This window comes from Cognatishimia sp. MH4019, from assembly GCF_020177595.1.
GTDB lineage: Bacteria > Pseudomonadota > Alphaproteobacteria > Rhodobacterales > Rhodobacteraceae > JAHTBL01.
The window spans coordinates 138,349-164,663 of sequence record NZ_JAHTBL010000001.1 but is presented as its reverse complement, the minus strand read 5'-3'; the positions used below and the strand labels follow the sequence as shown (position 1 = coordinate 164,663).

Below are 26,315 nucleotides of genomic sequence, written 5' to 3'. Positions count from 1 at the left end.
GGCCAGCTCACGCGAATAAAGTGCTACCAAGTCCGCATCTGAGCGCGCACCGATTGAGGTTTCGGGATGGTTTCAAACTCTTCTCCGCAGCATCCAAACAGCTTTGGCACCGTTCTGGCGCGCTACGCGCCGATCCTCAGCGTCATGCTCGTCATTTTCGGCCTCTTTCTGTGGTATCTGCCGTTTCTTGGCCTCGGCATGATCCACCGCTTTGATGAATACTACACCTACGAGCGCAGCATCAGCTTTGCCCGGCTCAACGATTGGTGGGCGGTTTATTCCAGCAACAAACCGACGCTTAAGAAACCGCCGATGCAATATTGGATGTCGGGCGGCTTTTTCGAGCTTGGCTTGCGCGATGTGATCGCACTGCGCCTGCCGTCGCTGATCTTTACCGCCGCCTGCCTCGGCGCCACGGCGCTGCTGGTGCGTGTGATCCTGCCCGGTCGCCCTTGGATTATGCTGGGCGCGGTGCTGTTGCTGGCCAGTTCGCAAAATCTCTGGAACGAGGGCACGTCGGCCATGCTGGAAACCGGCTCGGCCCTGTTCGTGACGCTTGGCTTGGCGGCCATGATCGCCGCCTTTCGCGATCCGCGTTACTGGCCGGTTTTCGCAGGCACCGTCTTTTTGGGCGGGATGCAGAAAGGCCCTATCGCGCTGGCGTTTCTGGTCTTCGCGCTGATCGGACTGGCCATCGCCAACCGGGCCGCGCTGCGCCGCATCGCCTACAACCGCCGCTTCGCTTTGTGGTTCTTCGTCTCGCTGATCCTCGCCTTCGCCTGGCAGCTCTATATGGGTCTGCGCTTTCCCGGCGAAGACGCCGTGCAAGGCAGCGTCGAGAATGAGATGTTCGAGCGGTTCTTCCCCTCGCTTGACCGCATCACAGGGCTAACACTTGCAGATGTGCACGCGCTGGTTCTGGCAGATGACCCCTGGCTGCGCCTGACAGGCACCGCCGCGCTCATCGCGCTTCCCTTGCTGACGCGCGATAAACTGCTTTGGGCGCTCACAGCCGTGGCGCTGATCTTCACCGCTGTGATGATCTTCGGCACCCACGAGGTGCACGCCCGCTACATGATCGTCATCACGCCTTTGCAATCTGCGGCCCTCGCCTGCGTGCTCGCGCTGATCCTGCGCCGAGACATGCTGGCGCTGCTCGCCGCCGCCGCGCTGACCTTTGCTTTCGGTGGCCCCCTGCGCCCGGCCGAGCAACTCGCCCTCGATCCATTCTTGCGCCACGGCGTGCCGATTGCCGACATCCTGTCTCCGGTGCGCGCGACCCTGCAACCTAATGAACATCTACTGATCTGCGAGATGGACCCGACGATGCGCTTTCCGCGCGGGGCCTACACGGTCTATGCCGCCGACACGCGTGAATATACCCGCCTGCGCGCCACAAACCTGCGCCGTGCACTGGCCCGCGCTGATATAGAAGCAGGTCCCTTCCGCGGCGTCTGTACCCAAGCCGAGTTGGACACAATCGCCGATCAACTTACCGGGATCGACGTCTCGCGTTTGCCCGCTGGTTTTATCCAGTTCCGCGCCGAAGGCCTCGCCCCGGAGTAACGCCCATGAGCACATTCACCACCCAAATCGCCTGGACCGGCAATCGCGGCACCGGAACTTCGGCCTACCGCGCCTATGATCGAACGTGGTCTGTGCGCACAACCGGCAAGCCGGAAATCCACTGCTCCAACGATCCGGCGCTGGGAGGCGATCCGAGCCTGCACAATCCCGAAGACATGCTGCTCAACGCGCTTTCTGCCTGTCACATGCTGTGGTTTTTGCACTTGGCCAGCGACGCGGGCCTGATCGTGACCGCCTACACGGACAGCCCCGAAGGCATTGGCGAAAGCGAACCTTCGGGCGCAGGCCGTTTCCTGAGCGCCGCGCTGCGGCCCCGGATCACCCTTGAAAAGGGCACCGAAGCGCAAGCCGACGCGATCCACGCCCGCATCCACGAGGTTTGCTTCATCGCGCGCTCTGTCAATTTTCCCGTCACGATTAGCGCGACTTACACAATCGCCTGACTGTCACATATCTGTCGCAAGCAGCCCCTACCCCTTGGCGCGATAAACCAAGGGGGATGCTGCAATGACATTCAAAACATTACTTGCCACGACCGCTCTGACTGCGCTGGCCACAACGGCGAGCGCTGACGTTTTCAACCGGATCGCAAGCTATCCGGTCTCGGATAACTCCGAAGCCGGGGCCACTGCCGAGACCTCGCCCGAGATTATCTCGGCCACTGCAGACGGTATGACACTGGTCTACTCCGACAGTCCGCTGGGCGTGATCGGCATGATAGACATCACCGATCCCGCGACCCCCTTGGGTAAAGGCACCATCGCAATGGACGGCGAGCCTACGGCCGTCTCCGTCATCGGCAGCACGATCTTTGCCGGTGTGAACACCTCCGAAAGCTACACCACGCCGTCGGGCAAGATCGTTTCCATCGACAGCGCCTCGTCCGAGATCACAGGCTCCTGCGATCTGGCTGGCCAACCCGACAGCACCGCAACCGCCCCCGATGGCAGTTTCGTCGTCATTGCGATTGAGAATGAGCGTGACGAAGACCTCGGCGATGGCGGCCTGCCCCAAGCTCCCGGTGGCGCTGTGCAAATCATCCCCGTCTCGGACGGCGCGATGGATTGCGCGGGTATTATCACCGCAAACGTCACTGGCTTGGCAGATGTCGCCGGTGAAGACCCCGAGCCTGAATTTGTCGACGTCAACGCCGCAGGCCAGATCGCTGTGACGCTGCAGGAAAACAACCACATCGTCGTGCTGAACGCCGATGGCTCTGTCGCTTCGCATTTCTCCGCAGGCAGCGTTGATCTGCAAAATGTCGATGTCGATGAAGAGCGCGCGCTGACCTTCGACGGCACGCTCACCGATGTCCCCCGCGAACCCGATGCAGTCCAGTGGCTCGACAATGACCGCCTTGTGATCGCCAATGAGGGTGACTGGAAAGGCGGCTCGCGCGGCTTCACGATCTTCAACAAGGACGGCACCGAGCTTTTTGAAAGCGGTCTGCAACTGGAATACGAGGCCGCGATGCTGGGCCACTATCCCGAACGCCGCTCTGGCAACAAAGGCGTCGAGCCTGAAGGGATGGAGATTGGGACCTTCGCCGACGCCACCTACATGTTCATCCTGCTCGAACGCTCCAGCCTCGTCGGCGTCTACCGCGACACGGGCGGCGATCCTGAATTTGTGCAGGCCCTGCCCTCTGGCGTCGGTCCCGAAGGCGCTGTTGCGATCCCCGAACGCAACCTCTTCATCACCGCCAATGAGGTCGATCTGATCGAAGATGGCGGCAACCGCGCCCATGTGATGATCTACGAGTTGCAAGACGCAGCCCCCGCCTATCCCACGATCCGTTCGGTGATGGAAGGCGACCGCCCCCTCGGCTGGGGTGCGCTGTCTGGCCTGACCGCTGATCCTGCTGAGCCCGGGATCCTCTATGCCGTCAATGACAGCTTTTACGCGATGCAACCCTCGATTTTCCGGATCGACGCCACGCAAAGCCCTGCTGTCATCACCAACCGCATCCCCGTCACCCGCGGCGGTGCGCCTGCGCAACTCCTTGATCTTGAGAGCATTTCAGCCGATGGCGAGGGCGGCTTCTGGCTCGCCTCTGAAGGCCGCACCGACCGGATGATCCCCCACGGGCTTTACCACGTGAATAGCGATGGCGAGATCGAAGAAAGCATCCCCTTCCCGAAAGAGCTGCTGGACGTCGAACGCCGTTTCGGCTCCGAAGGGGTGACCCTGATCGACGGCACGCTCTGGATCGCGATCCAGCGCAGCTGGGCTGATGACCCGGAAAACACCGTCAAACTAATCAGCTACACCATCGAGACCGGCGAATGGGGTGCTGTGCATTACCCGACAGAACCGGCCGAGACCGGCTGGGTCGGCCTGTCTGAGATCACCGCCCATGACGGCGCGCTCTGGATCGTCGAGCGGGACAACCAGATCGGCACGGCTGCGAAGGTCAAGCAACTCACGAAGGTCAGCCTTGACGGCCTCACCGCCGCCCCCCTCGGTTCAGACTTGCCACTGGCCCAAAAAGAGATTGTCCGCGACTTCCTCCCCGATCTGCAGGCGCCCAACGGCTATGTGGTCGACAAAATCGAAGGCTTCACGGTGGATGTTGCTGGCAATGCCTTCGCCGTCACCGATAATGATGGCGTCGATGACAGCTCCGGCGAGACGCATTTCCTGACGCTCGGAGGTCTCTGAAACCAAACGGGGCTGCGTGCAAAACCCGCGCGGCCCCTTCTTTTGTCCATAAATACCTTGGGGGTCTGGGGGTGAAACCCCCAGCGGGGCGACGCGCAAAGCGCGGCGCAATCCCTCAGATCAGGCGCTCAACGCCAAGGGCTGCGCACCGTCTTTCCAAGCCCGCACCGCCCGACCAAACGCCTCAAACAACGGTCGTGAGACCGGATCATTCGCCGCATTCCATTCGGGATGCCACTGAACCGATAGCGTGAAGCCCGGCGCACCTTCGATATAGATCGCCTCCGGCGTCCCATCGGGTGCATGCCCATCAATCACCACCCGCGTCCCGGGGGCCTTGATCCCTTGCCCGTGCAGCGTGTTCGTAAACACCTCTCGCGCACCCATCAGACGGTGAAACACACCCCCGTCCGAAAACGTCACCGTATGACGCAGCTCGAACTTCTCTTCCAAGGTGCCGTCTGGCGGCATCCGGTGATTGTCGCGCCCCGGAAGATCGCGGATCTCGGGATATAGCGTGCCACCCATCGCGACGTTGACCTCCTGAAAGCCCCGGCAAATGCCCAGAAACGGCTGCCCACGCTCCACCAGTGCGCGGATCAGCGGCAAGGCCACCGCATCGCGCGCCTCATCAAACGCGCCATGCGCTTCGGTCGCCTCTTCGCCGTAATGCTCAGGATGCACGTTCGGGCGACCGCCCGTAAAAACAAAGCCGTCACAGCTTTCCATCAACTCCTCGACCGACACGAACCGCGGGTCAGCCGGGATCAAAAGCGGCATTGCGCCAGAGACATCCGCCACCGCTTGCGAGTTCATCGTCCCGCCCGCATGGGCAGGATATTCATCGTTAATCAGATATGAATTGCCGATGATGCCGACGATGGGTCTGTGCATGACTGCCTCTTTCTGGAATGCCTCTGAATAAAACAAGGCTTCCCATATAAAAAGGCGCGAAACCGCACATCATTTGCTGGTTTTGTGCGCTAATGCTTAGATTTCGGCGGTCAAACCCGCCGCTTCAATGGCATGAGACGCTGCCGCCGCATCATTATCGGACGTGTCACCCGTGACCCCGACAGCCCCGATCACATCACCCTTCTTGTCGCGCACCAGCACGCCGCCCGGCACCGGTACAACCTGACCGCCATAAACGCCATTCACAGCCGCCATAAAGTATGCCTGCTGCTCGGCCCGTGCCATCTGCGCCGTGCCTGCCATCCCCAGCATGATCGCGCCATAGGCTTTGCCGTGGGCAATCGCAAAGCGACCCGGCGCGGCCTTATCCTCGCGCTCGAACGCTTTCACATGCCCGCCTGCATCCAGCACAACAACCGACAGGGGCTTCAGGTCCAGCTCGCGGCCCTTGGCGAGGGTCGCACGAATGATACTGCGCGCTTTGCGCAAAGTAATCTCAGCCATATCAGTTCCTTATGCGGCGATATTCATGTTGGATTTTAGCTCAAGACGGCGCGCGTGCAGCACCGGCTCGGTATAGCCGGAGGGCTGCTCGCGGCCCTTGAAGACCAGGTCGCAGGCCGCTTGAAACGCAATTCCTTCAAAGCCCGGCGCCATTGGCCGATAGCTCGGGTCATCCGCATTCTGGCGATCCACAACGGCCGCCATCTTACGCATCCCGTCCATGACCTGCGCCTCGGAGATCACCCCGTGATGCAGCCAATTGGCCAGTGCCTGCGCCGAGATACGGCAGGTCGCGCGATCCTCCATCAGCGCCACGTCATGGATATCCGGCACTTTCGAGCAGCCGACCCCGTGGTCCACCCAGCGCACAACATAGCCAAGAATGCCTTGGGCGTTATTCTCGATCTCAGCGGTGATCTCGCCCGCTGATAAAGGCCTGTTGCCCATCACAGGGATCGTCAGCAAGTCATCCAGCGTCCCGCGCGGCCCACCTTTGGCAAGCGCATCCTGCACCGCGAAAACATCGACCTTGTGATAATGCGTGGCATGCAGCGTGGCCGCCGTTGGGCTTGGCACCCAAGCGCAATTTGCCCCCGCCTTCGGATGATCGATCTTGGCCTCAAGCATCTCGGCCATGCGGTCGGGCATCGCCCACATCCCCTTGCCGATCTGCGCTTTGCCCTGCAAGCCGCAAGCCAACCCGATATCGACATTGCGATCCTCGTAAGAGGCAATCCAGGGCGTCGATTTCATCTCGCCTTTCGGCAGCATTGGCCCCGCTTCCATCGAGGTGTGGATTTCATCACCTGTCCGATCCAGAAAGCCGGTATTGATAAACGCGACCCGCGATTTCGCCGCGCGAATGCATTCTTCAAGGTTCGCGCTGGTGCGCCGTTCCTCGTCCATGATCCCCATTTTCACGGTGTTTGCAGGCAATCCCAGCGCAGCCTCAACCCGGCTGAAAATTTCATCTGCAAAGGCCACTTCAACCGGCCCGTGCATCTTGGGTTTCACAATGTAAACAGAGCCTTGGACAGAGTTCCTCATCCCGCCATCCTTGCGCAGATCATGCATCGCGATCAGCACAGTGCACATCGCGTCCATCAGCCCCTCGCCCACCTCGCGCCCTTCGGCGTCCAGTACGGCGGGGTTCGTCATCAGATGGCCCACATTGCGCACCAGCATCAGCGCACGGCCCTTCAGTGCGTCCGGCTGGCCGCCCGCCGCTGTAAAGCGCAGATCATCGTTCAAGCGCCGGGTGATTGTCTTGCCACCCTTCTCAAGTGTCTCTTCCAGATTGCCTTTCATCAGGCCCAACCAGTTGGAATAGGCGACCACCTTGTCATCGGCATCAACCGCTGCAACGCTGTCTTCGCAGTCCATGATCGTGGACATCGCCGATTCCAGACGCACATCCGCGATGCCTGCCGGATCGACCTGCCCAATGCGATGCGACGGGTCGATCACGATCTGCAAATGCAGCCCGTTGCAGCGCAAGATCACGCCCGACAGGTTTTGGCTGCTATCTGTCTGGTAGCCCACATATTGCGCGGGGTCCGCCAGTTCTACCATGCCGTCTTTGGTGACAATCTCCAAAGCGCCTTCGACGGTATCCAGCCGGATCACATCCGCCCAAGACGCCTGCTCTAATGGCGCTGCGTCGTCCAGGTGCCCGCGCGCCCACGCGATCACTCGCGCGCCGCGCTCTGCGTCATAGCCTTTGCCGACAGGCAGATCGCCCAGCGCATCCGTGCCGTAGAGCGCGTCATAAAGCGATCCCCACCGCGCATTCGCCGCGTTCAACGCAAAGCGTGCATTGAGGATCGGCACCACCAGTTGAGGTCCGGGGATCGTCGCGATCTCATTGTCAACGCCGGTCGTCTCAATCGCGAAATCAGCGCCTTCCGGCACCAGATACCCAATCTCGCGCAGAAAAAGCTCATAGGCCGCCGCATCATGAGGCTGGCCCATACGCGCCCGATGCCAATCATCGATCTGCGCCTGCATCTTCGCCCGCTCCGCCAGCAGCGCGCGGTTTTTCGGCCCCAGATCGTTTACAATCCCGGCAAATCCACCCCAGAACCGATCCACAGAGACACCCGTCCCCGGCAGCGCCTCGGTTTCGATGAAAGTGGCAAGCTCAGTGGCGACGGCAAGCCCGGCGCGTTCAACGCGATTGACCATGGGATCCTCTTGAATTGGCATACGGCTGTATACATTCTAAAGCGCGGCGGACCGTTAAGCAAGAAGAGCACCACTCAGATCAGGATAGAAATACTGCGCTTCAAATCAGTTTTATTTAACTGACTTACGGTCCCGCCGGCACCGATCCGAGCAGTATTTGACCTCATCCCAGACCTTTTCCCACTTTTTACGCCATGAAAACGGGCGTTTGCAGGTTTCGCAAGTTTTCTGCGGCAGATCAGATTTCTTGCGGGTGCGTGGCATGGTTACAGATCAAGGCTCAACTGAGAATTGGGCTTGCGCCGCGTCCGCTTCGGCTCTCGGTCATTTACGAAATGCCGCGGCCCGTCCTTGCGCGAGGCATGTTTGCGCACAACCTCCGCCGCCTCCGTGCGGAACGCATCGCCCCTGCGCACCGCCCACACCTTTTCGCGCGCCACTTTCGCGGCGGCTTTCACATCCACAACCGGCTCCGGATAGCCGCGTCCAAGGATCGAGCCTGCCTCGTCCCAGCGCCAAGGCTCTTGTAGAAACTCGCCCGGAACAGCGTTCAGTTCCGGCACCCAGCGCCGCGTGAACACCCCTGTTGGATCCTGATCATGCCCCTGCTTGACCGGGTTATAGATCCGCACGGTGTTCATCCCGGTCGTGCCGGATTGCATCTGGCTTTGTGACCAGTGAATCCCCGGCTCATAATCCGTAAATCTGCGTGCCAACACCGCTCCGGTCGCCCGCCAATCAAGCCACAAATGATAGCTTGCCACCGCCATCAGCATCGAACGCATGCGAAAGTTCAGCCACCCTGTCGCCGTGAGGTAACGCATGCAGGCATCCACGAAAGGCAACCCTGTTTCCCCCGCCTCCCACGCCGCGAGCCGCACGGGATCCGGTTCCCGAGGCCTCAGCGTTTCGTAAGCAGAATGAAGCGCATGCGTCTCGATCCTCGGCTCATCTTCCAGCTTCTGCATAAAGTGATCCCGCCACGCGAGCCGCGCCTGAAATGACTGCATCGCCCCCGTCCAACCCGCGCGCGTGCCCTTAACCTCCGCTTTGCGCGCGGCCGACGCTTGCACCGCCTCGCGCGACGACAGCGTCCCGAATGCCAGATGAGGCGACAGCCGCGAACAGGCCCATTCCCCGTCCAAGGGCGAAGACATCGCCTTGCGGTACGTCTGCCCGCGCGATGTCAGAAACGACCCCAACAAAGACAGAGCCTCGTTCCGCCCGCCCTTCTGGCGCTCCGGGCACTGATCGCTTAATTTCAGATCCTTCGCAGACGGGATGGTCCCTGCCTCAATCGCCAAAGGGGCCAACACCGCAGGTGCCTCAACCTGCGGCTGCCGCATCCGCGCCTCACGCCGGGCGGCCCAGCCATCGCGGGTTTTCAACCGCCGCACGACGCCCGCACTCTGCGTCTCGCGCCAGGTCACCCCCGCCGAACGCGCCCATTCCGCCACACGCAAATCCCGCGCATATGTCCAGGCGTTCCCGGTCTCTTCATGGCTCAGGATCAGATCGATATTCTGCGTGGGGACCAGCTCCGACAGCACCTCCACCGCGTCGCCGATCCGCACAACCAGCGGCATGCCCAACGCGGCCAGTTCCTGCTGCAACGCCTCCAAACATTCTGCCACAAACGCCCATTGCCGCCCGCTTGCATCAGGCAGCGCCCATAACTCCGGTTCGACAATATAGAGCGGCAACACCGGTCCGCGCGCTGCAGCTTCCGCCAGCACCGCATGATCGGTGGTCCGCAAATCGCGTTTGAACCAAACAAGTGTCGTCATGAAACATCAGATAAACCGCTGTTTCATTCTGGCAAAAATATCCTGGCGGAAGGCAGATCAGCCCAGCAGACCACCACCCCCCGGCATGCACCTGCCGCCAGCATCCTCAGTCCGATAAAAATCCCGAAGCGTCTTGCCGCGCTCGGGTTTGAACGCGGCACCAACAGACAAGTCTGCCATCCGGTCGATCCGAAACATGCGGAAATCCTCGCGCAATTCGCACCATCCGACACATGTCCAGACGCCTGCAAAGAACCACTGCCCCAAGGGCCGGATCACGCGAGACGTCGCCACCCCGTCCTTGTCCCGATAGGCAAACTCCAACCGCTCCGAGCGATCCACCGCCGCCACAATCTCATCCAATCGCAACCGCAGCGCGTCGTCCATCTGCACACCTAGCGAATGGATCGACACCGCACGCGCCTTCGCCCGTGCCTCCTCTGGCAGCACCGCATCGACCTTGATCAACGCCTCTTCCGCCGCCGCCGCCATCTCGGACCCGCCCCAAGCGCGGATCAAGCGTGCACCAGCAACCAACGCCGTAATCTCGGCGCTGGTGAACATCAGCGGCGGGATGTCGTAGCCCTCGGCCATCACATACCCCACGCCCGCCTCGCCATCGATCGGCACGCCCGTGGATTGCAGATCAGCGATATCGCGGTAGATCGTGCGCTCGCTGACCTCCAGCTTTTCTGACAACTGCGCCGCCGTGGTCAGCCGACCGCCCCGCAGATATTGTACGATCTGAAACAGACGGTCGGCGCGGCGCATCAGGCGACCTCGAACAGGCCGAAAGAGTTGCCGTCCAGATCAAGGCAATAGATGAACTGCCCCGCCGGGATCGAGATCGGGTCCGAGACAACCTTCCCTCCCGCATCCCAAACGCGGGCTTTCATCTGCTCAACTGTGCCTTCAGCAGCCAGATGCACGGTCGGGCCACCTTTCGTCGCGGGTGCCCCTTCATAGAGATGCCCGGACACCCCCTTATCGGCGTTAAAAAACACAATCGGCTGCGGCCCGTCCTTGTTCAACTGCATCTCCATGCCGGTCACGGCGGCATAGAACGTCGAGGCTTTCTCCAGATCACGCACCGGGATTTCGGTCCAGACGACGGGGTTTGCGGGGGTATAGCTCATTTCATCTCTCCTTTATCAGATGTCCCCTTCTGGCACACCCCTCCTGACAGCGTGGTGTCAGGAGGTTTCGCCTTGCAGCCGGACCCTGCGCCGCTACCCTTCCCATTAACCAAGGAGACACCCATGCGCGACGCCGCCCCCCAGACGATCTATCTGTCCGATTACACGCCCCCCGCCTATCTGGTCGAAGAGGTCCACCTGACCTTCCGCCTCGCGCCGACCTCCACCCGCGTCATCAGCCACATCCGATTTGCGCCCAATCCCGAGGCCGCATCGCGCGAGTTCTTTCTGCATGGCGAACAACTGGACCTGAAATGGGCCAAGATCGACGGGGCCGAGGTTGCGCCGGTTCTGTCCGACGATGGCCTGCGCTGCGACGCCCCCGACGCGCCCTTTACATGGGAGGCCGAGGTCGAGATCAGCCCCGAGACGAACACCGCGCTCGAAGGGCTTTACATGTCGAACGGCATGTATTGCACACAGTGCGAGGCCGAGGGGTTTCGCAAGATCACCTACTACCCTGACCGCCCCGATGTCATGTCCGTTTTCACCGTCCGGATCGAAGGCGACCTGCCCGTGATGCTGTCCAACGGTAACCCCACCGCCACAGGTGACGGCTGGGCCGAATGGCACGACCCGTGGCCGAAACCGGCCTATCTGTTCGCGCTTGTTGCGGGCGATCTGGTTGCCCATTCGGGCAGCTTCACCACAGCCTCGGGTCGCGACGTTGATCTGAACATCTACGTCCGTAAAAACGACATCGGAAAGTGCGCGTTCGGGATGGAGGCGCTGAAGCAATCCATGCGCTGGGATGAACAGGCATACGGACGCGAATACGACCTTGATCTCTTCAATATCGTGGCTGTTGACGACTTCAACATGGGCGCGATGGAGAACAAAGGCTTGAACATTTTCAACTCTTCTGCCGTTCTCGCATCGCCTGAGACCTCTACTGATGCGAATTTCGAACGTATTGAGGCAATCATCGCCCATGAGTATTTTCACAATTGGACCGGCAACCGCATCACATGCCGCGACTGGTTTCAGCTGTGCCTCAAGGAAGGTTTGACCGTCTTTCGGGACCAACAATTCACCGCCGACATGCGCTCGGAAGCGGTCGCGCGCATCAGCGACGTGATCGCCCTACGCGGCCGCCAATTCCGCGAGGATAACGGCCCGCTGGCCCATCCCGTGCGCCCTGAAAGTTTCGTCGAGATCAACAATTTCTATACCGCCACCGTCTATGAGAAAGGCGCCGAGGTGATCCGCATGCTGCGCACCCTCATCGGGGCCGAGGCGTATCGCAAAGGCTGTGATCTCTATTTCGACCGCCATGACGGTCAGGCCTGCACGATCGAGGATTGGTTGCAGGTGTTCGAAGACACCACAGGCCGCGATCTGAGCCAGTTCAAGCGCTGGTATGCGCAGGCAGGAACGCCCCGCCTGAGCGTCACCGACAGCTTTGCCGATGGCACTTATACGCTCAGATTCACACAGACCACGCCGCCCACCCCCGGACAGGACGACAAGCAGCCCCAAGTGTTGCCCATCGCAGTCGGCCTGCTGGCCGAAGACGGCACCGAGATCGTGCCCACGACCATCCTAGAGATGACAGAGGCGAGCCAAAGTTTCACCTTCGACGGGCTGACCGCCAAGCCAATTCCTTCGATCCTGCGCGGCTTTTCGGCGCCCGTCATCCTGACGCGCGACACAACCGCGTCCGAGCGCGCCTTCCTGCTGGCCCATGACACCGACCCGTTCAACGCATGGGAAGCCGGGCGCGCGCTGGCCCGCGATACGCTGCTGGCAATGGTCCGCGACGGCACGCCCCCGCAAACCGCCTATCTTGACGCGCTGGCCACAATGGCCCGCGACGAGGCCCGCGATCCGGCGTTCCGTGCGCTTTGCCTTGGCCTTCCCAGTCAAGATGAAATTGCACAAGCCCTTGTAGATGCGGGCGAAACGCCCGATCCAGAGGCGATCTATGACGCCGCGCAAACCCTGCGCCAGATGATTGCCGAGCACCTGCAAGACACACTTCCGCGCCTCTATGCCGCGCACCAAATCGCAGATGCATACGCCCCCAACGCCGAACAATCCGGCAAGCGCGCATTGGCGAACGCGGCGCTATCCTACCTCACCCGCATCGACGGCGGTGTGCAGGCGGGCGCGCAATACGAGGCAGCCACCAACATGACCCAACAGCTTGCCGCGCTGGCCTGCCTGATCAAGGCTGGCAAAGGCGACGGCGCGGTCGCGGATTTCTACAATCAATGGCGCGAGGACCGTCTGGTCATCGACAAATGGTTCGGGCTTCAGGTGGCTCTTGCCGCACCGCGCGATGTGGCGCAAGTGGCCGAGAAACTCACGCAACATCCTGATTTCACGATGCAAAACCCCAACCGCTTCCGCGCCACCCTCGGCGCGCTGGCGATGACACCTGCGGGTTTTCATCATGCCTCTGGCGAAGGTTACCGGGTGCTGGCGGATTGGCTGATCAAACTTGATCCCCTGAACCCGCAAACCACGGCCCGCATGTGTTCCGCGTTCGAGACTTGGCCGCGCTATGACGAAGACCGGCAAGCCAAGATCTTGGCTCAGATCGACCGCATCCTGGCGCAAGAGGGTCTGTCGCGCGACAGCACCGAAATGCTGACACGTATCCGTGACGCAAAAGGCTAACCTGCGTCAAATTCCCGCCCAATTTGGCAAATAGGCCTATGTCATGGAGCCATTTGAGCATCATGTCACCGGGCGAGACCCCTTCTTTATCATCATGACCCTGATCGGTGTCGCGATGGTCGCGGGTGCTGTGATGATGGACGCGCCTTGGTGGATCCTGGCGATCTGGGGCCTGTCGGCAATCCTGCTGGTCTGGCGCACCTATACCAATCCGAAATCCGGTCTGACTCTGGATGCGGGGGGCCTTCACTATTACGGCGACGGCATCGCAGGCTCAATCGAACTTGCCGATATCGCCCGGGTTGAGATCATCTACGAAACGGATGGACCCGATCTGGTCTTGGTTCATTTGACCGACGGCGAACGGGTGAGCCTGCCTCGGGAAAGCTATCCGGTCAGCCACAAGCTGCGCACGCAACTGGCGCGCTTCAACATTATCCACAATCCGATCTAGTTGAAATTGCGCGCTTGAGGGCGCAATGATTTCAACGGCTTGCAATAGCTTTGCCGCTTCAGCCAATTGGCCATATCCGCCCGTTTGCTCGGGCTGCGCATCGGCCCCCAATCCGCAGACACACCGCTCCACCGCGGTTGGCGCGCATGGATCACACCGTCGCGCTGCACCGTTGTCGCCATGATCCGCGCGGCGCAACTCAGGTTCGCAGGCCCGCTTTTCAGCGCCTCGCCCGTGCCAGCGCGGCACCCGTATCCGCGTGCCGTTGCAGGCAGGATTTGCAACAAGCCATACCACTTGCCGCCCCCGCCCACCGCGCGCGGTTTATAGGTGCTTTCATGTTTGGACAGCGCCGACATAAAGCCGACCCAAAACGCCGCCCGGGCCTCTGGCCCGTTATAGGGGTATGCCGGGCACCACTCTACAATGTCCTTAGGCACCATCTGCACCAAAGGCGCACCATGCCCTTGAACCGCCTTCATAGCCGCGCGCGTCCAAAGCGCGTGTTCACCCCGATGATCCCAGCGCATGCGGGGAAAGCCCTCGTCCCGCGCGATGGGCCGCACGTCAGCCGATACGCGGGGGGTGGGCAATTGCACGGATGTATCCACCAGCCGATCCATCGCCGTGGCCCGCGAGACGGGTCGAATTTGCGACGGGTCCGCTGCCAAAGGCAACGCAGCTAAAGCACTCAGAATAAAGGCAGCAATCACTTTCATTCCGAAAGACTGCCCCAGCCACAGACACGCTGGCAAGGGCCGCGCTGCCACATCGTTTCGCCTACGCGAACAACCCGCCGAAATCCGCGCGACTGTCGGCGCAAATCCCCCTCTTGTCCCTCTTCGCCGCGCGGCCTAAAACGCAATCAACCCACGAACAGGACCTGCCCCATGCTTGATCTGACCTATGAGACCCCGAAGCCCAAAGTCATTGCTGGCGCCAAGCATGACTGGGAGCTGGTGATCGGCCTTGAGGTCCACGCGCAGGTGGCCTCCAACGCCAAGCTCTTTTCAGGTGCCTCCACCACATTCGGCGCAGAGCCTAACAGCAACGTGGCGTTCGTGGACGCCGCCATGCCGGGTATGCTGCCTGTCATCAACGAGTTTTGCGTGGCCCAAGCGGTGCGCACAGGGCTTGGCCTGAAAGCCGACATCAACCTGTGGTCGGCCTTTGACCGCAAGAACTATTTCTACCCCGACCTGCCGCAGGGCTACCAGATTTCGCAGCTCTATCACCCCATCGTGGGCGAAGGCGAAGTGCTGGTTGAACTGGGCGACGGCACCGCCCGTCTGGTGCGGGTGGAACGCATCCACCTTGAGCAGGACGCGGGCAAATCCATCCACGACATGGACCCGAACATGTCCTTCGTGGACCTCAACCGCACAGGCGTCGCCCTGATGGAGATCGTCTCGCGCCCCGATATCCGAGGCCCGGAAGAGGCCGCCGCCTATGTCGTGAAACTGCGCCAGATCATGCAATATCTGGGCACCTGCGACGGCAATATGCAAAACGGCAATCTGCGCGCGGACGTCAATGTCTCGGTCTGCCGTCCGGGCGATTACGAGAAGTATCAGGAAACGCAGGATTTCAGCCACCTCGGCACCCGCTGCGAGATCAAGAACATGAACTCCATGCGCTTTATCCAGCAAGCGATCGAGGTCGAGGCACGCCGCCAGATCGCCATCATCGAAGACGGCGGCGAGGTTGTGCAGGAAACCCGTCTCTATGATCCGGACAAAGGCGAAACGCGATCCATGCGCTCGAAAGAAGAAGCGCATGACTACCGCTATTTCCCCTGCCCCGATCTGCTGCCTTTAGAGATTGAACAAGGCTGGGTCGATGACATCGCGAACGATCTGCCTGAACTGCCCGACGAAAAGAAGGCCCGCTTCATCAGTGACTTCGGCCTGTCGGATTATGACGCATCCGTGCTGACCGCCGAAACCGCCGCCGCCGCTTTCTTCGAAAAAGTGGCCGAAGGGCGCGATGGCAAGCTAGCCGCGAACTGGGTCATCAACGAACTTTTCGGTCGTCTGAAAAAGGACGAGAAAGAGATCACGGAAAGCCCCGTCTCGCCTGACCAGTTGGGCGGGATTATCACGCTCATCACCAAGGGCGATATCAGCGGCAAGATCGCCAAGGACCTCTTTGAGATCGTCTATACCGAAGGCGGCGACCCGGCGGAAATCGTCGAGGCGCGCGGCATGAAGCAGGTCACCGACACCGGCGCGATTGAAGCCGCTGTCGATCAGGTGATCGCCGACAACCCCGCGCAGGTTGCCAAGGCCAAGGAAAACCCCAAGCTTGCAGGTTGGTTCGTGGGTCAGGTCATGAAAGCCACCGGCGGCAAGGCAAACCCCAAGGCGGTCAACGAAATCGTCGCAAAGAAGCTGGCGGACTAACGCGCATCCGCGCCCGCCAACTTGCAGCCTGCGCTGTTGACCCTATATCTCGCACTGTATCGGGGCCGTGCCACCACCCATTGTGGACGGTGCTAACCCCTTAATTTCTTGGCCTTTTGCGCTGAATTTGCTAGCGTGCGGCCCACTGGAATGGGAGTTCTCGATGACGATGTTCGAATATAAAGTCGTGCCTGCGCCCAAGCGCGGCGAGAAGATCAAAGGCATCAAGGCCGGTGATGCGCGGTTCGCGCATACGCTCGAAACCCTGATGAACGAGATGGGCGCGCAAGGCTGGGAATATCAGCGCGCAGACACGCTCCCCTCGGAAGAGCGCAGCGGTCTCACCTCAAAAACCACAGTCTTTCAGAACGTGCTTGTCTTTCGCCGCGCCCTTGAAAGCGACGACGCGGTGATCACGCCTGTCCCTTCCCCCAAATCGGAACCCGAGGCCGCCAAGCTGATCAAGCAAGCCGAAGAGCCGGGCAAAGCTCCGCCTGTTGGTCCTGCTGTGAACACCGACAAACCCACGGATGGCTCCAGCGTCGCGGCTGAGTAATCAGCTGATGTCCAAAGCCAATGCGTGAATACGCCCGACCAGATCGGCGCCAAGCGCCTTGTGCACAGCGCGGTGCCGCTCGATCCGGCTCATCGGGGCAAAGGCATCGGCTTTGATCCGCACACGGAAATGGCTTTCACCACCTTCCTGATAGCCTGCGTGCCCCCTATGGCTTTCGCTTTCGTCAATCACTTCAAGAGATTGCGGTGCAAAGCTCACCTCAAGTGCTGTTCTGATTTCTTCTGTTCTCGACATTTTTTCGCCCCGCCCCCTTCAATCTCGGCCCGGACAGTCTAAACTCCCTGTTCCGAGTCGAAAAGGTGTCCCAGATATGTCCAAAGACGATCCCTTCGGGTTTGATATGTCCGTCTCTTCTGCCAAGAAGAAAAACACCCGCGGACGTCGCGGCATGTCCGGCGCGTTCGAAACCTCGACCCGGATTTGCGACAAGCCCGGCTGTCAGGAGGCGGGCAAATACCGCGCCCCGAAATCGCCCGATATCCTCGATGATTTCTTCTGGTTCTGTAAAGAACATGTCCGCGAGTATAACCTGAAATGGAACTTCTTCGACGGCACCTCGGACGAGGCCTTCAACGAGCAGATGGATAAGGACCGCGTCTGGGAGCGTGAGACAAAACCGTTTGGCAAGCAGACCGACGAACAGCGCGCCTGGGCACGTCTCGGCGTGAATGACGCCCATGAGGTGCTGGGCGCCAACGCCACGCGCAACCCCGGCAAATCCATCACCGGCACGCGCAAGCTGCCCCCGACCGAGCGGCGCGCGATTGAAATCCTTGAAGCCAAGGACCACTGGACCAAGGCCGAAATCCGCAAAAGCTACAAGGCGCTGATCAAGATCCTGCACCCCGATATGAACGGCGGAGATCGCTCGGATGAAGAGAAGTTGCAGGAGGTCGTCTGGGCCTGGGATCAGATCAAGGAAAGCCGCAGTTTCAAGTAACTCAAGCGCCCCGGACCTGATCCGGGGCCTTGCCTGCGCGCTCTGCTAGAACTCCATCTCGCCATAGCCAAAGATCGACCGACGCTCGATCTGCCAGGGCCTGCACAGCCAATGTACCAGCGCCAGCGCCCCCACCCCGCTGAGTGCCACCAGTGGTGACTTCGCGATGGTGCCCGCGATGATGATAACGCCAAAGGTCGTCCCCCAAAGCGGCATATTCAATGTGCCGGTAATGACGCCCGCCAAAAACAGCACCCAAAGCCCGGCAATGCCCGTGCGCAGCAGCCCGACAATGCCACCATGGCCAAAATGTTTTCGCATGAAAAAGACCAGCCCGCCCAGCACGACCGTGCCGGTGAAAACCAGCCACCGCTCTTGCGTTGTCCAGTCGTTCTGCGCCACGGACGTGCGCCATGACAGCGTGTCCAACGCGGACCAGGACAGGAACATGCCAAACACAGCGCCCACAAAGCACGCTGCCACGAGCTTGCTTTCGCCTGGGCTTAACCGGCGCGAAAGCCCTTTCACATGGGAACTCAGTACATTTCTCATCAAAAGCGCGATACGGACCAATCGTGGCAAAAATAGGGAACCGCACCCGCCCGAGCAGAGGTTTTTCGTTTCTGCAACCGGCCCCCTTCCCCTTGCCCTTGTCCGCGATATGTTGCACCACGGGCCGAGGCCCAAAAGGGCACGCAGGAAGGACCTAACATGGCAGACGGCACGATAGATATCAGCGCAAAACCGACCGAAGAGATTTCTGTTCGCGAGGTCTTCGGAATTGACACCAACATGGTCGTCAAAGGCTTCGCCGAGCGCACAGACCGCGTGCCTGAGATCGACAGCACCTACAAGTTCGACCCTGACACGACCCTCGCCATTCTGGCCGGGTTTTCGCACAACCGCCGTGTGATGATCCAAGGCTATCACGGCACGGGCAAATCGACCCATATCGAACAGGTCGCCGCCCGCCTGAACTGGCCCACGGTGCGTGTGAACCTCGACAGCCATATCAGCCGGATCGACCTGATTGGCAAAGACGCCATCAAGCTGAAAGACGGCAAGCAAGTCACTGATTTTCAAGAGGGAATTCTGCCCTGGGCCTTACGCAATCCTTGCGCCATTGTGTTCGACGAATATGATGCGGGCCGCGCTGACGTGATGTTCGTGATCCAGCGTGTGCTCGAAGTCGACGGCAAGCTGACCCTGCTCGATCAGAACCAGGTCATTGAGCCGCACCCCAATTTCCGCATCTTCGCGACCGCCAACACGGTTGGTTTGGGCGATACGACCGGCCTCTATCACGGCACCCAGCAGATCAACCAGGGCCAGATGGACCGGTGGAGCCTTGTGGCGACGCTCAACTATCTCTCGGTCGAGGCCGAGGCCGCCATCGTTCTGGCCAAATCGCCCCATTATAATACTGCCGAAGGTCGCACGACTGTCCAGCGCATGGTCACCGTCGCTGACCTGACACGGACCGCCTTCATGAACGGCGATCTCAGCACAGTGATGAGCCCGCGCACCGTGATCGCATGGGCCCAAAATGCCGAGATTTTCCGCAATGTCGGTTACGCCTTCCGGCTGTCCTTCCTCAACAAATGCGATGAGCTAGAGCGCCAGACGGTCGCCGAGTTCTATCAGCGTTGCTTTGACGAAGAACTGCCCGAAAGCGCGGCGAGCATGAGCCTCGGTTAAGCGACCTCACCGCACACAGGGACATGTGAACGGCTTGGGCCGACAGTAGACCTTTGCATACAATTTAGTCACACCTGTTAACCGTTCTTAAATAGCCTAATTGTTAGACATGTTTTCAGCAGTAAAGTTGAAAACATGAGCAGAAAAATAACTATAGCGCTCATACTGGGTCTTATCGGACTGGGACCCGTTATGGGCAGCACGCAACCGTGGCCGACCTCACCGTCAGAACGGGTTCAGGTGTTTGCAACCTGCGCCGGACGGCTCTCTGCCTTCGTCGATCACCAGCGCACCATCGGCGGGCAGGTCCCGGAACAACTGGAAACCCAGCGCGGCGATTTCGAGGCGTTGTTGACCGCGACCATCCCCGACGCGGTGGATTACGGCCTGCCACAGGCACAAGCGATGAATTGGCAAATCCACGCCAAGCTCGCCCAGTCCCGCCTGCTGATGCGCGCTGACTTCTACGACGATGCCGTCATCAAGGCGAAAGCCCGCGAAGCCGCAGACGCGTTCTTGCGCGAATGCGACCGCTTCTTGCTGGGATAGCGCCTCTTCCCCCGCTACAGCACCTTACGAAACGTAAAAAATGCGTTTAAAAACAGTACGCTGCAAGCCCCTCAAGTATTATGTTAAGTTGCGCGAAAAAACCTCCAATGTTTTCAATGAAAGCCCTCTGAAAACCCGGTTTCGCACGCGAAACCACCCCCTGCTTTTCCATTGGCCCTCGGCAGGGGTTTGACCTAGGTTATGCGCCAACACCTCGCTTTCGGACGCTGCGCATGCAACAAAATGACAACCCCGCCGATCCTTTCAAAAAGGCGCTCGCTGAAGCCACCAAGGTGATGGCGGATGATCCCGAATTGTCGGTTACGTATTCGGTCGATCCTCCGGGTCAGACCAATGATTCCGTGCGTCTGCCGCAAGTCACCCGTCGCATGACCCGCGAGGAGGTCTTGCTGGCCCGCGGCACTGCCGACGCCTATGCGCTGCGCCACAAGTTCCACAATGCGGCAACCTATAATCGCTATGCGCCCCAAGGCCAGATGGCCCGCGATCTTTATGACGCCATGGAAACCGCCCGCTGCGAGGCCGTCGGCGCGCACGCCATGCCCGGCACCGCTGGCAACATCGACGCCAAAATCGCCAATGAGGCGCAACGCCGGGGCTATGACCAGATCAAGGAGGCCTCCGAGGCACCGCTGGCCACCGCCGCAGGCTATCTGATCCGTCACCTCGCCACGGGTCGCGACCTGCCCCCCGGCGCACGCAACGTGATGGAGCTGTGGCAGGGCTTTATCGAGGATCAGGCGGGCGGCACGCTCGAAGACCTTGAAGCCACGCTGGCCGATCAAACGGCTTTTGCGAAACTCACCCGGCGCATCATCGAAGATCTGGGCTATGGCGATCAGTTGGGCGACGATCCCGACAGCACCGACGTGGAAGATCAGGACACCGCCGAGGAAGACGCACAAGACGAATCCGAGCCGGACAGTACCGGGTCAGATGACAATGACGACGAGGATATGGAAGCCTCCCCCGAGCAGTCTCAAGAGGAACAGCAGGACGCCTCCCAAGCCTCGGTCACTTTGGATGATATGGCCGAAGCCGAGATGGGCGAAGAGGCCGAGATGCCCGAGGGCGAAAGCCCGCTGGAGCCGCCTCAGCCTGCGCCTATTTCGGACGCTGACCCGAATTATGACGTCTTTCAAACCGATAATGACGAAGAGATCATGGCCGAAGAGCTGGCCGAACCCGCCGAGCTGGAACGCCTGCGCGCCTATCTCGACCAGCAGTTGGAGCCCTTGAAAGGTGCCGTTTCGCGCCTTGCCAACAAGCTGCAGCGCCGTCTGCAAGCCCAGCAAAACCGCTCGTGGGAGTTTGACCGCGAGGAAGGCATGCTCGACGCTGGTCGGTTGGCCCGTGTGATTGCCAACCCGACGACGCCCCTGTCCTTCAAGGTCGAAAAAGACACGGAGTTCCGCGACACGGTCGTGACACTTCTGCTCGACAATTCCGGCTCCATGCGCGGTCGCCCGATCTCTATCGCGGCGATCTGTGCGGATGTTCTGGCCCGCACGCTGGAGCGCTGTCAGGTCAAGGTCGAGATTCTCGGCTTCACCACCCGCGCGTGGAAAGGCGGTCTCTGCCGCGAACAATGGCTCGCCGAAGGCCGCCCCCAGCAACCCGGTCGCCTGAACGATCTGCGACACATCATCTACAAATCCGCCGACGCACCCTGGCGGCGTGTGCGCCCCAATCTGGGGCTGATGATGAAGGAAGGCCTGCTGAAGGAAAACATCGACGGCGAGGCGCTGGAATGGGCGCACCGCCGGATGGTCAACCGCCCCGAGGCGCGCAAAATCCTGATGGTCATCAGCGACGGCGCGCCGGTGGACGACTCAACCTTGTCCGTGAATCCTGCGAATTATCTCGAAAAACACCTGCGCGATGTGATCGCGATGGTCGAAAAGCGCAAAGCGGTCGAACTGATCGCAATCGGCATCGGCCACGACGTGACACGCTACTACGACCGCGCCGTCACCATCACCGATGTCGAACAGCTTGCCGGTGCCATGACCGAACAACTGGCCGCGCTCTTTGACAGTGACCCACGCGCGCGCGCGAAACTCATGGGGCTGAAGAAGGCCAGCTGATGTTTCAGACCTTCACCGCCAGCACGTCACCTGACGACGGCCCCCCGCGCCTTGCCGCGCTGCGGGCCGCGATGAAAAACGAAGGTGTGGACGGGTTTCTGGTGCCGCGCGCCGATGCGCATCAAGGCGAATACGTCGCCCCGCGCGATGCCCGCTTGGCGTGGCTGACGGGGTTCACCGGCTCCGCTGGTTTCGCTGCGATACTCGCCGATCACGCGGGCGTTTTTATCGACGGGCGTTACCGCGTTCAGGTCAAATCGCAAGTCGCGGACGTCTTCACGCCGGTTCCATGGCCTGAAACCAAGCTCGCCGACTGGCTGATCCAGCACTTGCCCACTGGCGCGACCGTGGGGTTTGACGATTGGCTGCATACGCAAACCGAGGTGGATCGCCTGCGCGAGGCGCTGGCCCAGCAAGAGATTACGCTCACGCCAATAGGCAATCTGGTGGATCGCATCTGGCAGGATCAACCTGCCCCGCCTTCCGGCAAAATGATCGCCTATCCACTTGAATTTGCGGGTGAAAGCCATGCCGACAAGCGCGCGCGTATCGCCTCTGATATTGAGGATGCGGGCCAAGACGCTGCCGTTCTGACCTTGCCCGACAGCATCGCCTGGCTGCTCAACATCCGCGGCACCGATATCGAGCGGAACCCCGTCGCCCACGCCTTCGCGATCCTGCACAAGGACGCCACTCTCGACCTTTATGTCCACGGCGACAAAGCCGCCGATCTGGGCGCGCATCTGGGTGACGATATCCGTCTCCACCCGGTCGCGGAGTTTGAGGAGGCCCTCGCGGCCCTCAAAGGCACGATCCGCGTTGATCCCGCGACGGCCCCCGCCCGCATCTTCACCCAGATCACCGCCGAGATTGCCCGCGCCGATGATCCTTGCATCCTGCCCAAAGCCTGCAAGAACGCGACGGAGATTGAAGGCGCGCGCACCGCCCATCTCCGCGACGCCGCCGCGATGGTCGAATTCCTCGCTTGGCTTGACGCGCAGGCCCCTGGCAGCTTGACGGAAATCGCTGTCGTCAAAGAGCTTGAAGCCCGCCGCCGCGCCACAAATGCGCTCCGTGACATCAGTTTCGAGACGATCAGTGGCGCCGGTCCCAACGCTGCGATCGTGCATTACCGCGTCACGGAAGACACCGACCGCGTGGTGAAACCGGGCGAGTTGCTGCTCGTTGATAGCGGCGGGCAATATATCGACGGCACGACCGATATCACCCGCACGGTTCCCATCGGCCCGCCTGAGGACATTCACCGCAGCTGCTTTACGCGCGTGCTGCAAGGCATGATCGCCATCAGCCGCGCGCGCTTTCCCAAGGGCCTCGCAGGTCGCGATCTGGACGCGCTCGCCCGCTTCCCGCTTTGGACGGCTGGTCTGGATTATGACCATGGCACCGGCCACGGCGTCGGCGTCTATCTCAGCGTGCATGAAGGCCCGCAGCGCATTTCACGCATCTCTGACGTCGCGCTGAAACCCGGTATGATCCTGTCGAACGAGCCCGGGTATTACCGCGAAGGCGCGTTCGGCATCCGGATCGAGAACCTGATCACCGTGCGCAAGGCCCCTGCCATAGAGGGCGCAGATGCCCGCGAGATGCTCGATTTCGAGACGTTGACCTTCGTGCCCATCGACCGCCGCCTGATCGTCGCCGATATGCTTTCACCCGATGAGCGCGCATGGATAAACGCCTATCACCAAACGGTTTTCGACAAGATCGCCGATAATGTTGGCGCTGAGGCGCGCGATTGGCTAGAACGGGCCACCGCGCCAGTTTGACATATCGCTGTCACACAGCTCGCACACATAGACATCCGAGATACAGGTAGGGGAACGCATATGGCCGATCACATCAAGATTCACAAAGCAGACGGCACCTGGGTGGTGCGCGCAGGCGGCGCTGTTCTGGGTGAAAGCGGCAATGCGCTGGAGCTGCATGAAGGGGCCGCCCCGCCCGTGATCTACTTCCCGCGCGAGGATTTCGCGATGGCCTTCCTGTCGCCGTCAGATCGCACCAGCACCTGCCCCCATAAAGGCAAGGCAACCTACTACACGATCGAGGCGAAAAGCGGCCCGATCAAAGACGCCGTCTGGTCCTACGAGACCCCCATCGACGGCATGGAGCGCATCGCAGGGCACTTGGCCTTCTACACCGACCGCGTCACGGTGGAGCAAGTCTGAGCTTTCGCTTTTTCAAAATATCCTAGGGGGGTCTGGGGGGATGAAATCCCCCCAGCTCTGTCTTGGTCGGAGGGCTGGCCGCTTACGGTGATTTGCTTCCCTAACGGTGAATTGCTGTGCAACTCACCTATCGGGCGGCGCGTTCTCCAATTGGAGAAAGCTTGCGCAATTCACCTGTCGCCCGACGCGTTTTCAAGAAAACGCTTGCCCAGCTTCGGTTCAAGAATGCTCTTCCGCAGCCGTCGCCGCCAACGCCCTGTTATAGGCTTTCAACGCATCCACATGAAACAGCGCGCCCCAAAGCTCGGGCGGGCTGTCTTCGCCGCCCAGCGTCACCACCGGAATGAAGCGCACGGTGTTGGTATCAAACATCGGCATCGCCTGTTCCAGCGTCGCGTTGCCGTCGATATAAATGCCTTGCTCGACCAGCTCCCAACAGGCCTCGTCCTTTGCGGCGCGCGGGTGGTCTTTTTTGCGCATGACCTTGGCCACTGTGAACATCGCCAGCAGATAGGCCTGCGGACCCGCGGCCAGATGGATGTTGCGCCGCTCCAGCTGGGTCAAAAAGAACGACCGATCCACAAGGCGCGAGGAAAGCGCCGTAGATAGAGACACCGCCACCATCACTGCAAGGCCCGTCTGCCAGTCGCCTGTCAGCTCAAACACGATCAGCGTGGTCGAGATCGGCGCGCCCAAGACAGCCGCCGCTACGGCCCCCATCCCCGCCAGCGCATAAAGCGTCTCGGACCCGGAGATGTCGGGGAAAATGCCCGTGGCTACGATCCCAAAGGCGAGCCCTCCTAACGCACCGACCATGAGCGAGGGCGAGAAGACCCCGCCGCCCATGCGCCCGCCCATGGTGATCGCCACGGCGGCAACTTTCAGAATGGCAAAGACCATCGCCTCGTGAAAGACCAGCTCGCCGGTCAGCGCGAGGGAGGTCGTCTCGTAGCCGACCCCGATGATGTGTGGAAACCAGATCGCCATGATGCCCAGCAACAGCCCTGCAAAGGCCGGGCGCAGGTAGCGCGGCAAGGACAGTTTGTCTTGCAGGTAGCTGCCCATATCCTCGGTCCAGAAGATCGCCCGCATCAGCACGACGGCGATCAAGCCGCAGGTGAGGCCAAGCAGCAGGAAGGCGGGCAATTCGATATAGAAATCAAGGTTGTTGGAGACTGGCAGGACGAACTCGGTGACGTCTCCGAACTCCAACCGGTTGATGATCGTGCCTGCAACCGAGGCGATCACGATGGGCGCAAAGGCATGCACGGCGAAGTGGCGCAGCACCACCTCAAGCGCGAAAAGCGCGCCCGCGATCGGGGCGTTGAACGAGGCCGATACGGCAGCGGCGACAGCACAGCCCAGCAGGTCGCGCCCGGTGATCCCGTCGGCGCGGATAAAATTCGAGATGTAGCTGGAGATGACGCCTGCGAGGTGCACCACCGGCCCTTCCCGCCCGGACGAACCGCCCGATGACAACGTGATCATAGAGGCCAGCGCCGAGGCCAGACCGGCTTTCTTCTCAACCCGCCCATCGTTCAGGGCGGCGCCTTCGATCACGTCCGCAACCGACCTGACCCGACCGTCAGGTGTGAACCAGTGCAGGATCAGCCCGACCACGAAACCGCCGCAAACAGGGATCAGCAGAACCCAATACCATGGCAGGTTCACCGCAAAACTATGGATATGGCTGGGGTCATCCGTGCCGTAAAGCGTGCCTTGCAGCCAAATGATCCCTTTGCGGAAGAACAGCGCTGCGAACCCTGCGGCGATCCCGATCACCAGTGCGATGAACCAGAACTGGATCTGGCTTGGCCCACGGTGCTTCATCACCTGCCAGCCACCCTTGCAGGCCGACAGCGCATCGTCGAGTTGCTGGGCGAGAAGGGATTTGGCAGGCTCCGCCATGCGGTTTCCTAAGGGCTTGCTTTGCAATATAAGA

The 26,315-nt window shown here is 60.8% G+C and carries 24 protein-coding genes; 13 read left to right on the top strand and 11 right to left on the bottom strand.

Features of this window, described 5'->3' with window-relative positions; genetic code table 11:
• Nucleotides 1-66 precede the first annotated feature (66 nt).
• The 3 genes from KUW67_RS00735 (at nt 67) to KUW67_RS00725 (ending at nt 4,248) form a co-directional block, all read left to right on the top strand.
• A complete protein-coding gene (locus KUW67_RS00735) occupies nt 67-1,566 on the top strand; it encodes a glycosyltransferase family 39 protein (RefSeq protein WP_224823354.1) in 1,500 nt (499 codons plus the stop codon).
• A 5-nt stretch (nt 1,567-1,571) separates the two neighbouring features.
• Nucleotides 1,572-2,030 (top strand): OsmC family protein, encoded by a 459-nt coding sequence (locus KUW67_RS00730; RefSeq protein WP_224823353.1) that lies wholly within the window; start codon nt 1,572-1,574, stop codon nt 2,028-2,030.
• A 64-nt stretch (nt 2,031-2,094) separates the two neighbouring features.
• Complete coding sequence (locus KUW67_RS00725; protein ID WP_224823352.1) at nt 2,095-4,248, top strand: esterase-like activity of phytase family protein; 2,154 nt, start codon at nt 2,095-2,097, stop codon at nt 4,246-4,248.
• A 120-nt stretch (nt 4,249-4,368) separates the two neighbouring features.
• Here KUW67_RS00725 and KUW67_RS00720 read toward each other — a convergent pair whose 3' ends face one another.
• The 7 genes from KUW67_RS00720 to KUW67_RS00690 form a co-directional block, all read right to left on the bottom strand.
• Nucleotides 4,369-5,142: a gamma-glutamyl-gamma-aminobutyrate hydrolase family protein gene (locus tag KUW67_RS00720; RefSeq protein WP_224823351.1), complete on the bottom strand. Its 774-nt coding sequence runs from the start codon at nt 5,140-5,142 to the stop codon at nt 4,369-4,371.
• Nucleotides 5,143-5,238: 96 nt separating this feature from the next.
• Nucleotides 5,239-5,667, bottom strand: a complete 429-nt coding sequence (locus KUW67_RS00715) for a heme-binding protein (RefSeq protein ID WP_224823350.1) — start codon at nt 5,665-5,667, stop codon at nt 5,239-5,241.
• Nucleotides 5,668-5,676: 9 nt separating this feature from the next.
• Nucleotides 5,677-7,851, bottom strand: a complete 2,175-nt coding sequence (locus KUW67_RS00710; protein ID WP_224823349.1) for a malate synthase G — start codon at nt 7,849-7,851, stop codon at nt 5,677-5,679.
• 111 nt (nt 7,852-7,962) lie between these two features.
• Nucleotides 7,963-8,115 carry a DUF2256 domain-containing protein gene (locus KUW67_RS00705; protein WP_224823348.1) on the bottom strand — a complete coding sequence of 51 codons (153 nt, stop codon included), beginning with the start codon at nt 8,113-8,115 and terminating at the stop codon, nt 7,963-7,965.
• A 2-nt stretch (nt 8,116-8,117) separates the two neighbouring features.
• Nucleotides 8,118-9,638, bottom strand: a complete 1,521-nt coding sequence (locus KUW67_RS00700; RefSeq protein WP_224823347.1) for a deoxyribodipyrimidine photo-lyase — start codon at nt 9,636-9,638, stop codon at nt 8,118-8,120.
• Between the two features lie 57 nt (nt 9,639-9,695).
• Nucleotides 9,696-10,409: a YafY family protein gene (locus KUW67_RS00695; RefSeq protein ID WP_224823346.1), complete on the bottom strand. Its 714-nt coding sequence runs from the start codon at nt 10,407-10,409 to the stop codon at nt 9,696-9,698.
• Entirely contained in the window at nt 10,409-10,774 is a 366-nt protein-coding gene (locus KUW67_RS00690) for a VOC family protein (protein ID WP_224823345.1), read from the bottom strand. The genes KUW67_RS00695 and KUW67_RS00690 overlap by 1 nt, the downstream gene beginning before the upstream one ends.
• A gap of 123 nt (nt 10,775-10,897) precedes the next feature.
• Here KUW67_RS00690 and pepN point away from each other — a divergent pair, with 123 nt between their 5' ends.
• Both pepN and KUW67_RS00680 read left to right on the top strand, forming a co-directional pair.
• The gene (pepN, locus tag KUW67_RS00685) at nt 10,898-13,456 is read left to right on the top strand and encodes an aminopeptidase N (protein WP_224823344.1); all 2,559 of its coding nucleotides are present in this window, start codon (nt 10,898-10,900) and stop codon (nt 13,454-13,456) included.
• Nucleotides 13,457-13,499: 43 nt separating this feature from the next.
• Nucleotides 13,500-13,910, top strand: a complete 411-nt coding sequence (locus KUW67_RS00680) for a hypothetical protein (protein WP_224823343.1) — start codon at nt 13,500-13,502, stop codon at nt 13,908-13,910.
• On the opposite strand, the gene KUW67_RS00675 is transcribed toward KUW67_RS00680, so the two are convergent.
• Nucleotides 13,907-14,629, bottom strand: a complete 723-nt coding sequence (locus KUW67_RS00675; RefSeq protein WP_224823342.1) for a transglycosylase SLT domain-containing protein — start codon at nt 14,627-14,629, stop codon at nt 13,907-13,909. The two genes, KUW67_RS00680 and KUW67_RS00675, sit on opposite strands and share 4 nt — an antisense overlap.
• Before the next feature lie 171 nt (nt 14,630-14,800).
• Between KUW67_RS00675 and gatB the strand changes: the two genes are divergently transcribed.
• A complete protein-coding gene (gatB, locus tag KUW67_RS00670; protein WP_224823341.1) occupies nt 14,801-16,312 on the top strand; it encodes an Asp-tRNA(Asn)/Glu-tRNA(Gln) amidotransferase subunit GatB in 1,512 nt (503 codons plus the stop codon).
• Between the two features lie 163 nt (nt 16,313-16,475).
• A complete protein-coding gene (locus KUW67_RS00665; RefSeq protein ID WP_224823340.1) occupies nt 16,476-16,868 on the top strand; it encodes a DUF4177 domain-containing protein in 393 nt (130 codons plus the stop codon).
• Here the strand turns inward: KUW67_RS00665 and KUW67_RS00660 are convergent, their stop codons facing one another.
• Entirely contained in the window at nt 16,869-17,123 is a 255-nt protein-coding gene (locus KUW67_RS00660; RefSeq protein ID WP_224823339.1) for a BolA family transcriptional regulator, read from the bottom strand.
• 76 nt (nt 17,124-17,199) lie between these two features.
• Between KUW67_RS00660 and KUW67_RS00655 the strand changes: the two genes are divergently transcribed.
• Nucleotides 17,200-17,829, top strand: coding sequence for a DnaJ domain-containing protein (locus KUW67_RS00655; RefSeq protein ID WP_224823338.1), 630 nt, complete (start codon nt 17,200-17,202; stop codon nt 17,827-17,829).
• Nucleotides 17,830-17,874: 45 nt separating this feature from the next.
• Here KUW67_RS00655 and KUW67_RS00650 read toward each other — a convergent pair whose 3' ends face one another.
• Nucleotides 17,875-18,381, bottom strand: coding sequence for a hypothetical protein (locus KUW67_RS00650; RefSeq protein ID WP_224823337.1), 507 nt, complete (start codon nt 18,379-18,381; stop codon nt 17,875-17,877).
• A gap of 159 nt (nt 18,382-18,540) precedes the next feature.
• On the opposite strand from KUW67_RS00650, the gene cobS reads away from it, so the two are divergent.
• The 5 genes from cobS (at nt 18,541) to KUW67_RS00625 (ending at nt 24,373) form a co-directional block, all read left to right on the top strand.
• A complete protein-coding gene (gene cobS, locus KUW67_RS00645) occupies nt 18,541-19,527 on the top strand; it encodes a cobaltochelatase subunit CobS (protein ID WP_224823336.1) in 987 nt (328 codons plus the stop codon).
• 192 nt (nt 19,528-19,719) lie between these two features.
• On the top strand, nt 19,720-20,076 hold the full coding sequence (locus KUW67_RS00640) for a hypothetical protein (protein WP_224823335.1): 357 nt from the start codon (nt 19,720-19,722) through the stop codon (nt 20,074-20,076).
• Between the two features lie 233 nt (nt 20,077-20,309).
• The gene (cobT, locus tag KUW67_RS00635) at nt 20,310-22,184 is read left to right on the top strand and encodes a cobaltochelatase subunit CobT (RefSeq protein WP_224823334.1); all 1,875 of its coding nucleotides are present in this window, start codon (nt 20,310-20,312) and stop codon (nt 22,182-22,184) included.
• Nucleotides 22,184-23,971 (top strand): aminopeptidase P family protein, encoded by a 1,788-nt coding sequence (locus KUW67_RS00630; protein ID WP_224823333.1) that lies wholly within the window; start codon nt 22,184-22,186, stop codon nt 23,969-23,971. The genes cobT and KUW67_RS00630 overlap by 1 nt, the downstream gene beginning before the upstream one ends.
• Before the next feature lie 60 nt (nt 23,972-24,031).
• Nucleotides 24,032-24,373: a DUF427 domain-containing protein gene (locus KUW67_RS00625; RefSeq protein WP_224823332.1), complete on the top strand. Its 342-nt coding sequence runs from the start codon at nt 24,032-24,034 to the stop codon at nt 24,371-24,373.
• A gap of 219 nt (nt 24,374-24,592) precedes the next feature.
• Here the strand turns inward: KUW67_RS00625 and KUW67_RS00620 are convergent, their stop codons facing one another.
• A complete protein-coding gene (locus tag KUW67_RS00620) occupies nt 24,593-26,281 on the bottom strand; it encodes a chloride channel protein (protein WP_224823331.1) in 1,689 nt (562 codons plus the stop codon).
• Nucleotides 26,282-26,315: the final 34 nt, after the last annotated feature.

What these genes read in the sequence shown, in the direction of transcription:
- KUW67_RS00735 (WP_224823354.1), top strand. Translation starts at nt 67, where the DNA reads ATGGTTTCAAACTCTTCTCCGCAGCATCCAAACAGCTTTGGCACCGTT.
- KUW67_RS00730 (WP_224823353.1), top strand. Translation starts at nt 1,572, where the DNA reads ATGAGCACATTCACCACCCAAATCGCCTGGACCGGCAATCGCGGCACC.
- KUW67_RS00725 (WP_224823352.1), top strand. Translation starts at nt 2,095, where the DNA reads ATGACATTCAAAACATTACTTGCCACGACCGCTCTGACTGCGCTGGCC.
- KUW67_RS00720 (WP_224823351.1), bottom strand. Translation starts at nt 5,142, where the DNA reads ATGCACAGACCCATCGTCGGCATCATCGGCAATTCATATCTGATTAAC.
- KUW67_RS00715 (WP_224823350.1), bottom strand. Translation starts at nt 5,667, where the DNA reads ATGGCTGAGATTACTTTGCGCAAAGCGCGCAGTATCATTCGTGCGACC.
- KUW67_RS00710 (WP_224823349.1), bottom strand. Translation starts at nt 7,851, where the DNA reads ATGGTCAATCGCGTTGAACGCGCCGGGCTTGCCGTCGCCACTGAGCTT.
- KUW67_RS00705 (WP_224823348.1), bottom strand. Translation starts at nt 8,115, where the DNA reads ATGCCACGCACCCGCAAGAAATCTGATCTGCCGCAGAAAACTTGCGAA.
- KUW67_RS00700 (WP_224823347.1), bottom strand. Translation starts at nt 9,638, where the DNA reads ATGACGACACTTGTTTGGTTCAAACGCGATTTGCGGACCACCGATCAT.
- KUW67_RS00695 (WP_224823346.1), bottom strand. Translation starts at nt 10,409, where the DNA reads ATGCGCCGCGCCGACCGTCTGTTTCAGATCGTACAATATCTGCGGGGC.
- KUW67_RS00690 (WP_224823345.1), bottom strand. Translation starts at nt 10,774, where the DNA reads ATGAGCTATACCCCCGCAAACCCCGTCGTCTGGACCGAAATCCCGGTG.
- pepN (WP_224823344.1), top strand. Translation starts at nt 10,898, where the DNA reads ATGCGCGACGCCGCCCCCCAGACGATCTATCTGTCCGATTACACGCCC.
- KUW67_RS00680 (WP_224823343.1), top strand. Translation starts at nt 13,500, where the DNA reads ATGGAGCCATTTGAGCATCATGTCACCGGGCGAGACCCCTTCTTTATC.
- KUW67_RS00675 (WP_224823342.1), bottom strand. Translation starts at nt 14,629, where the DNA reads ATGAAAGTGATTGCTGCCTTTATTCTGAGTGCTTTAGCTGCGTTGCCT.
- gatB (WP_224823341.1), top strand. Translation starts at nt 14,801, where the DNA reads ATGCTTGATCTGACCTATGAGACCCCGAAGCCCAAAGTCATTGCTGGC.
- KUW67_RS00665 (WP_224823340.1), top strand. Translation starts at nt 16,476, where the DNA reads ATGACGATGTTCGAATATAAAGTCGTGCCTGCGCCCAAGCGCGGCGAG.
- KUW67_RS00660 (WP_224823339.1), bottom strand. Translation starts at nt 17,123, where the DNA reads ATGTCGAGAACAGAAGAAATCAGAACAGCACTTGAGGTGAGCTTTGCA.
- KUW67_RS00655 (WP_224823338.1), top strand. Translation starts at nt 17,200, where the DNA reads ATGTCCAAAGACGATCCCTTCGGGTTTGATATGTCCGTCTCTTCTGCC.
- KUW67_RS00650 (WP_224823337.1), bottom strand. Translation starts at nt 18,381, where the DNA reads ATGAGAAATGTACTGAGTTCCCATGTGAAAGGGCTTTCGCGCCGGTTA.
- cobS (WP_224823336.1), top strand. Translation starts at nt 18,541, where the DNA reads ATGGCAGACGGCACGATAGATATCAGCGCAAAACCGACCGAAGAGATT.
- KUW67_RS00640 (WP_224823335.1), top strand. Translation starts at nt 19,720, where the DNA reads ATGGGCAGCACGCAACCGTGGCCGACCTCACCGTCAGAACGGGTTCAG.
- cobT (WP_224823334.1), top strand. Translation starts at nt 20,310, where the DNA reads ATGCAACAAAATGACAACCCCGCCGATCCTTTCAAAAAGGCGCTCGCT.
- KUW67_RS00630 (WP_224823333.1), top strand. Translation starts at nt 22,184, where the DNA reads ATGTTTCAGACCTTCACCGCCAGCACGTCACCTGACGACGGCCCCCCG.
- KUW67_RS00625 (WP_224823332.1), top strand. Translation starts at nt 24,032, where the DNA reads ATGGCCGATCACATCAAGATTCACAAAGCAGACGGCACCTGGGTGGTG.
- KUW67_RS00620 (WP_224823331.1), bottom strand. Translation starts at nt 26,281, where the DNA reads ATGGCGGAGCCTGCCAAATCCCTTCTCGCCCAGCAACTCGACGATGCG.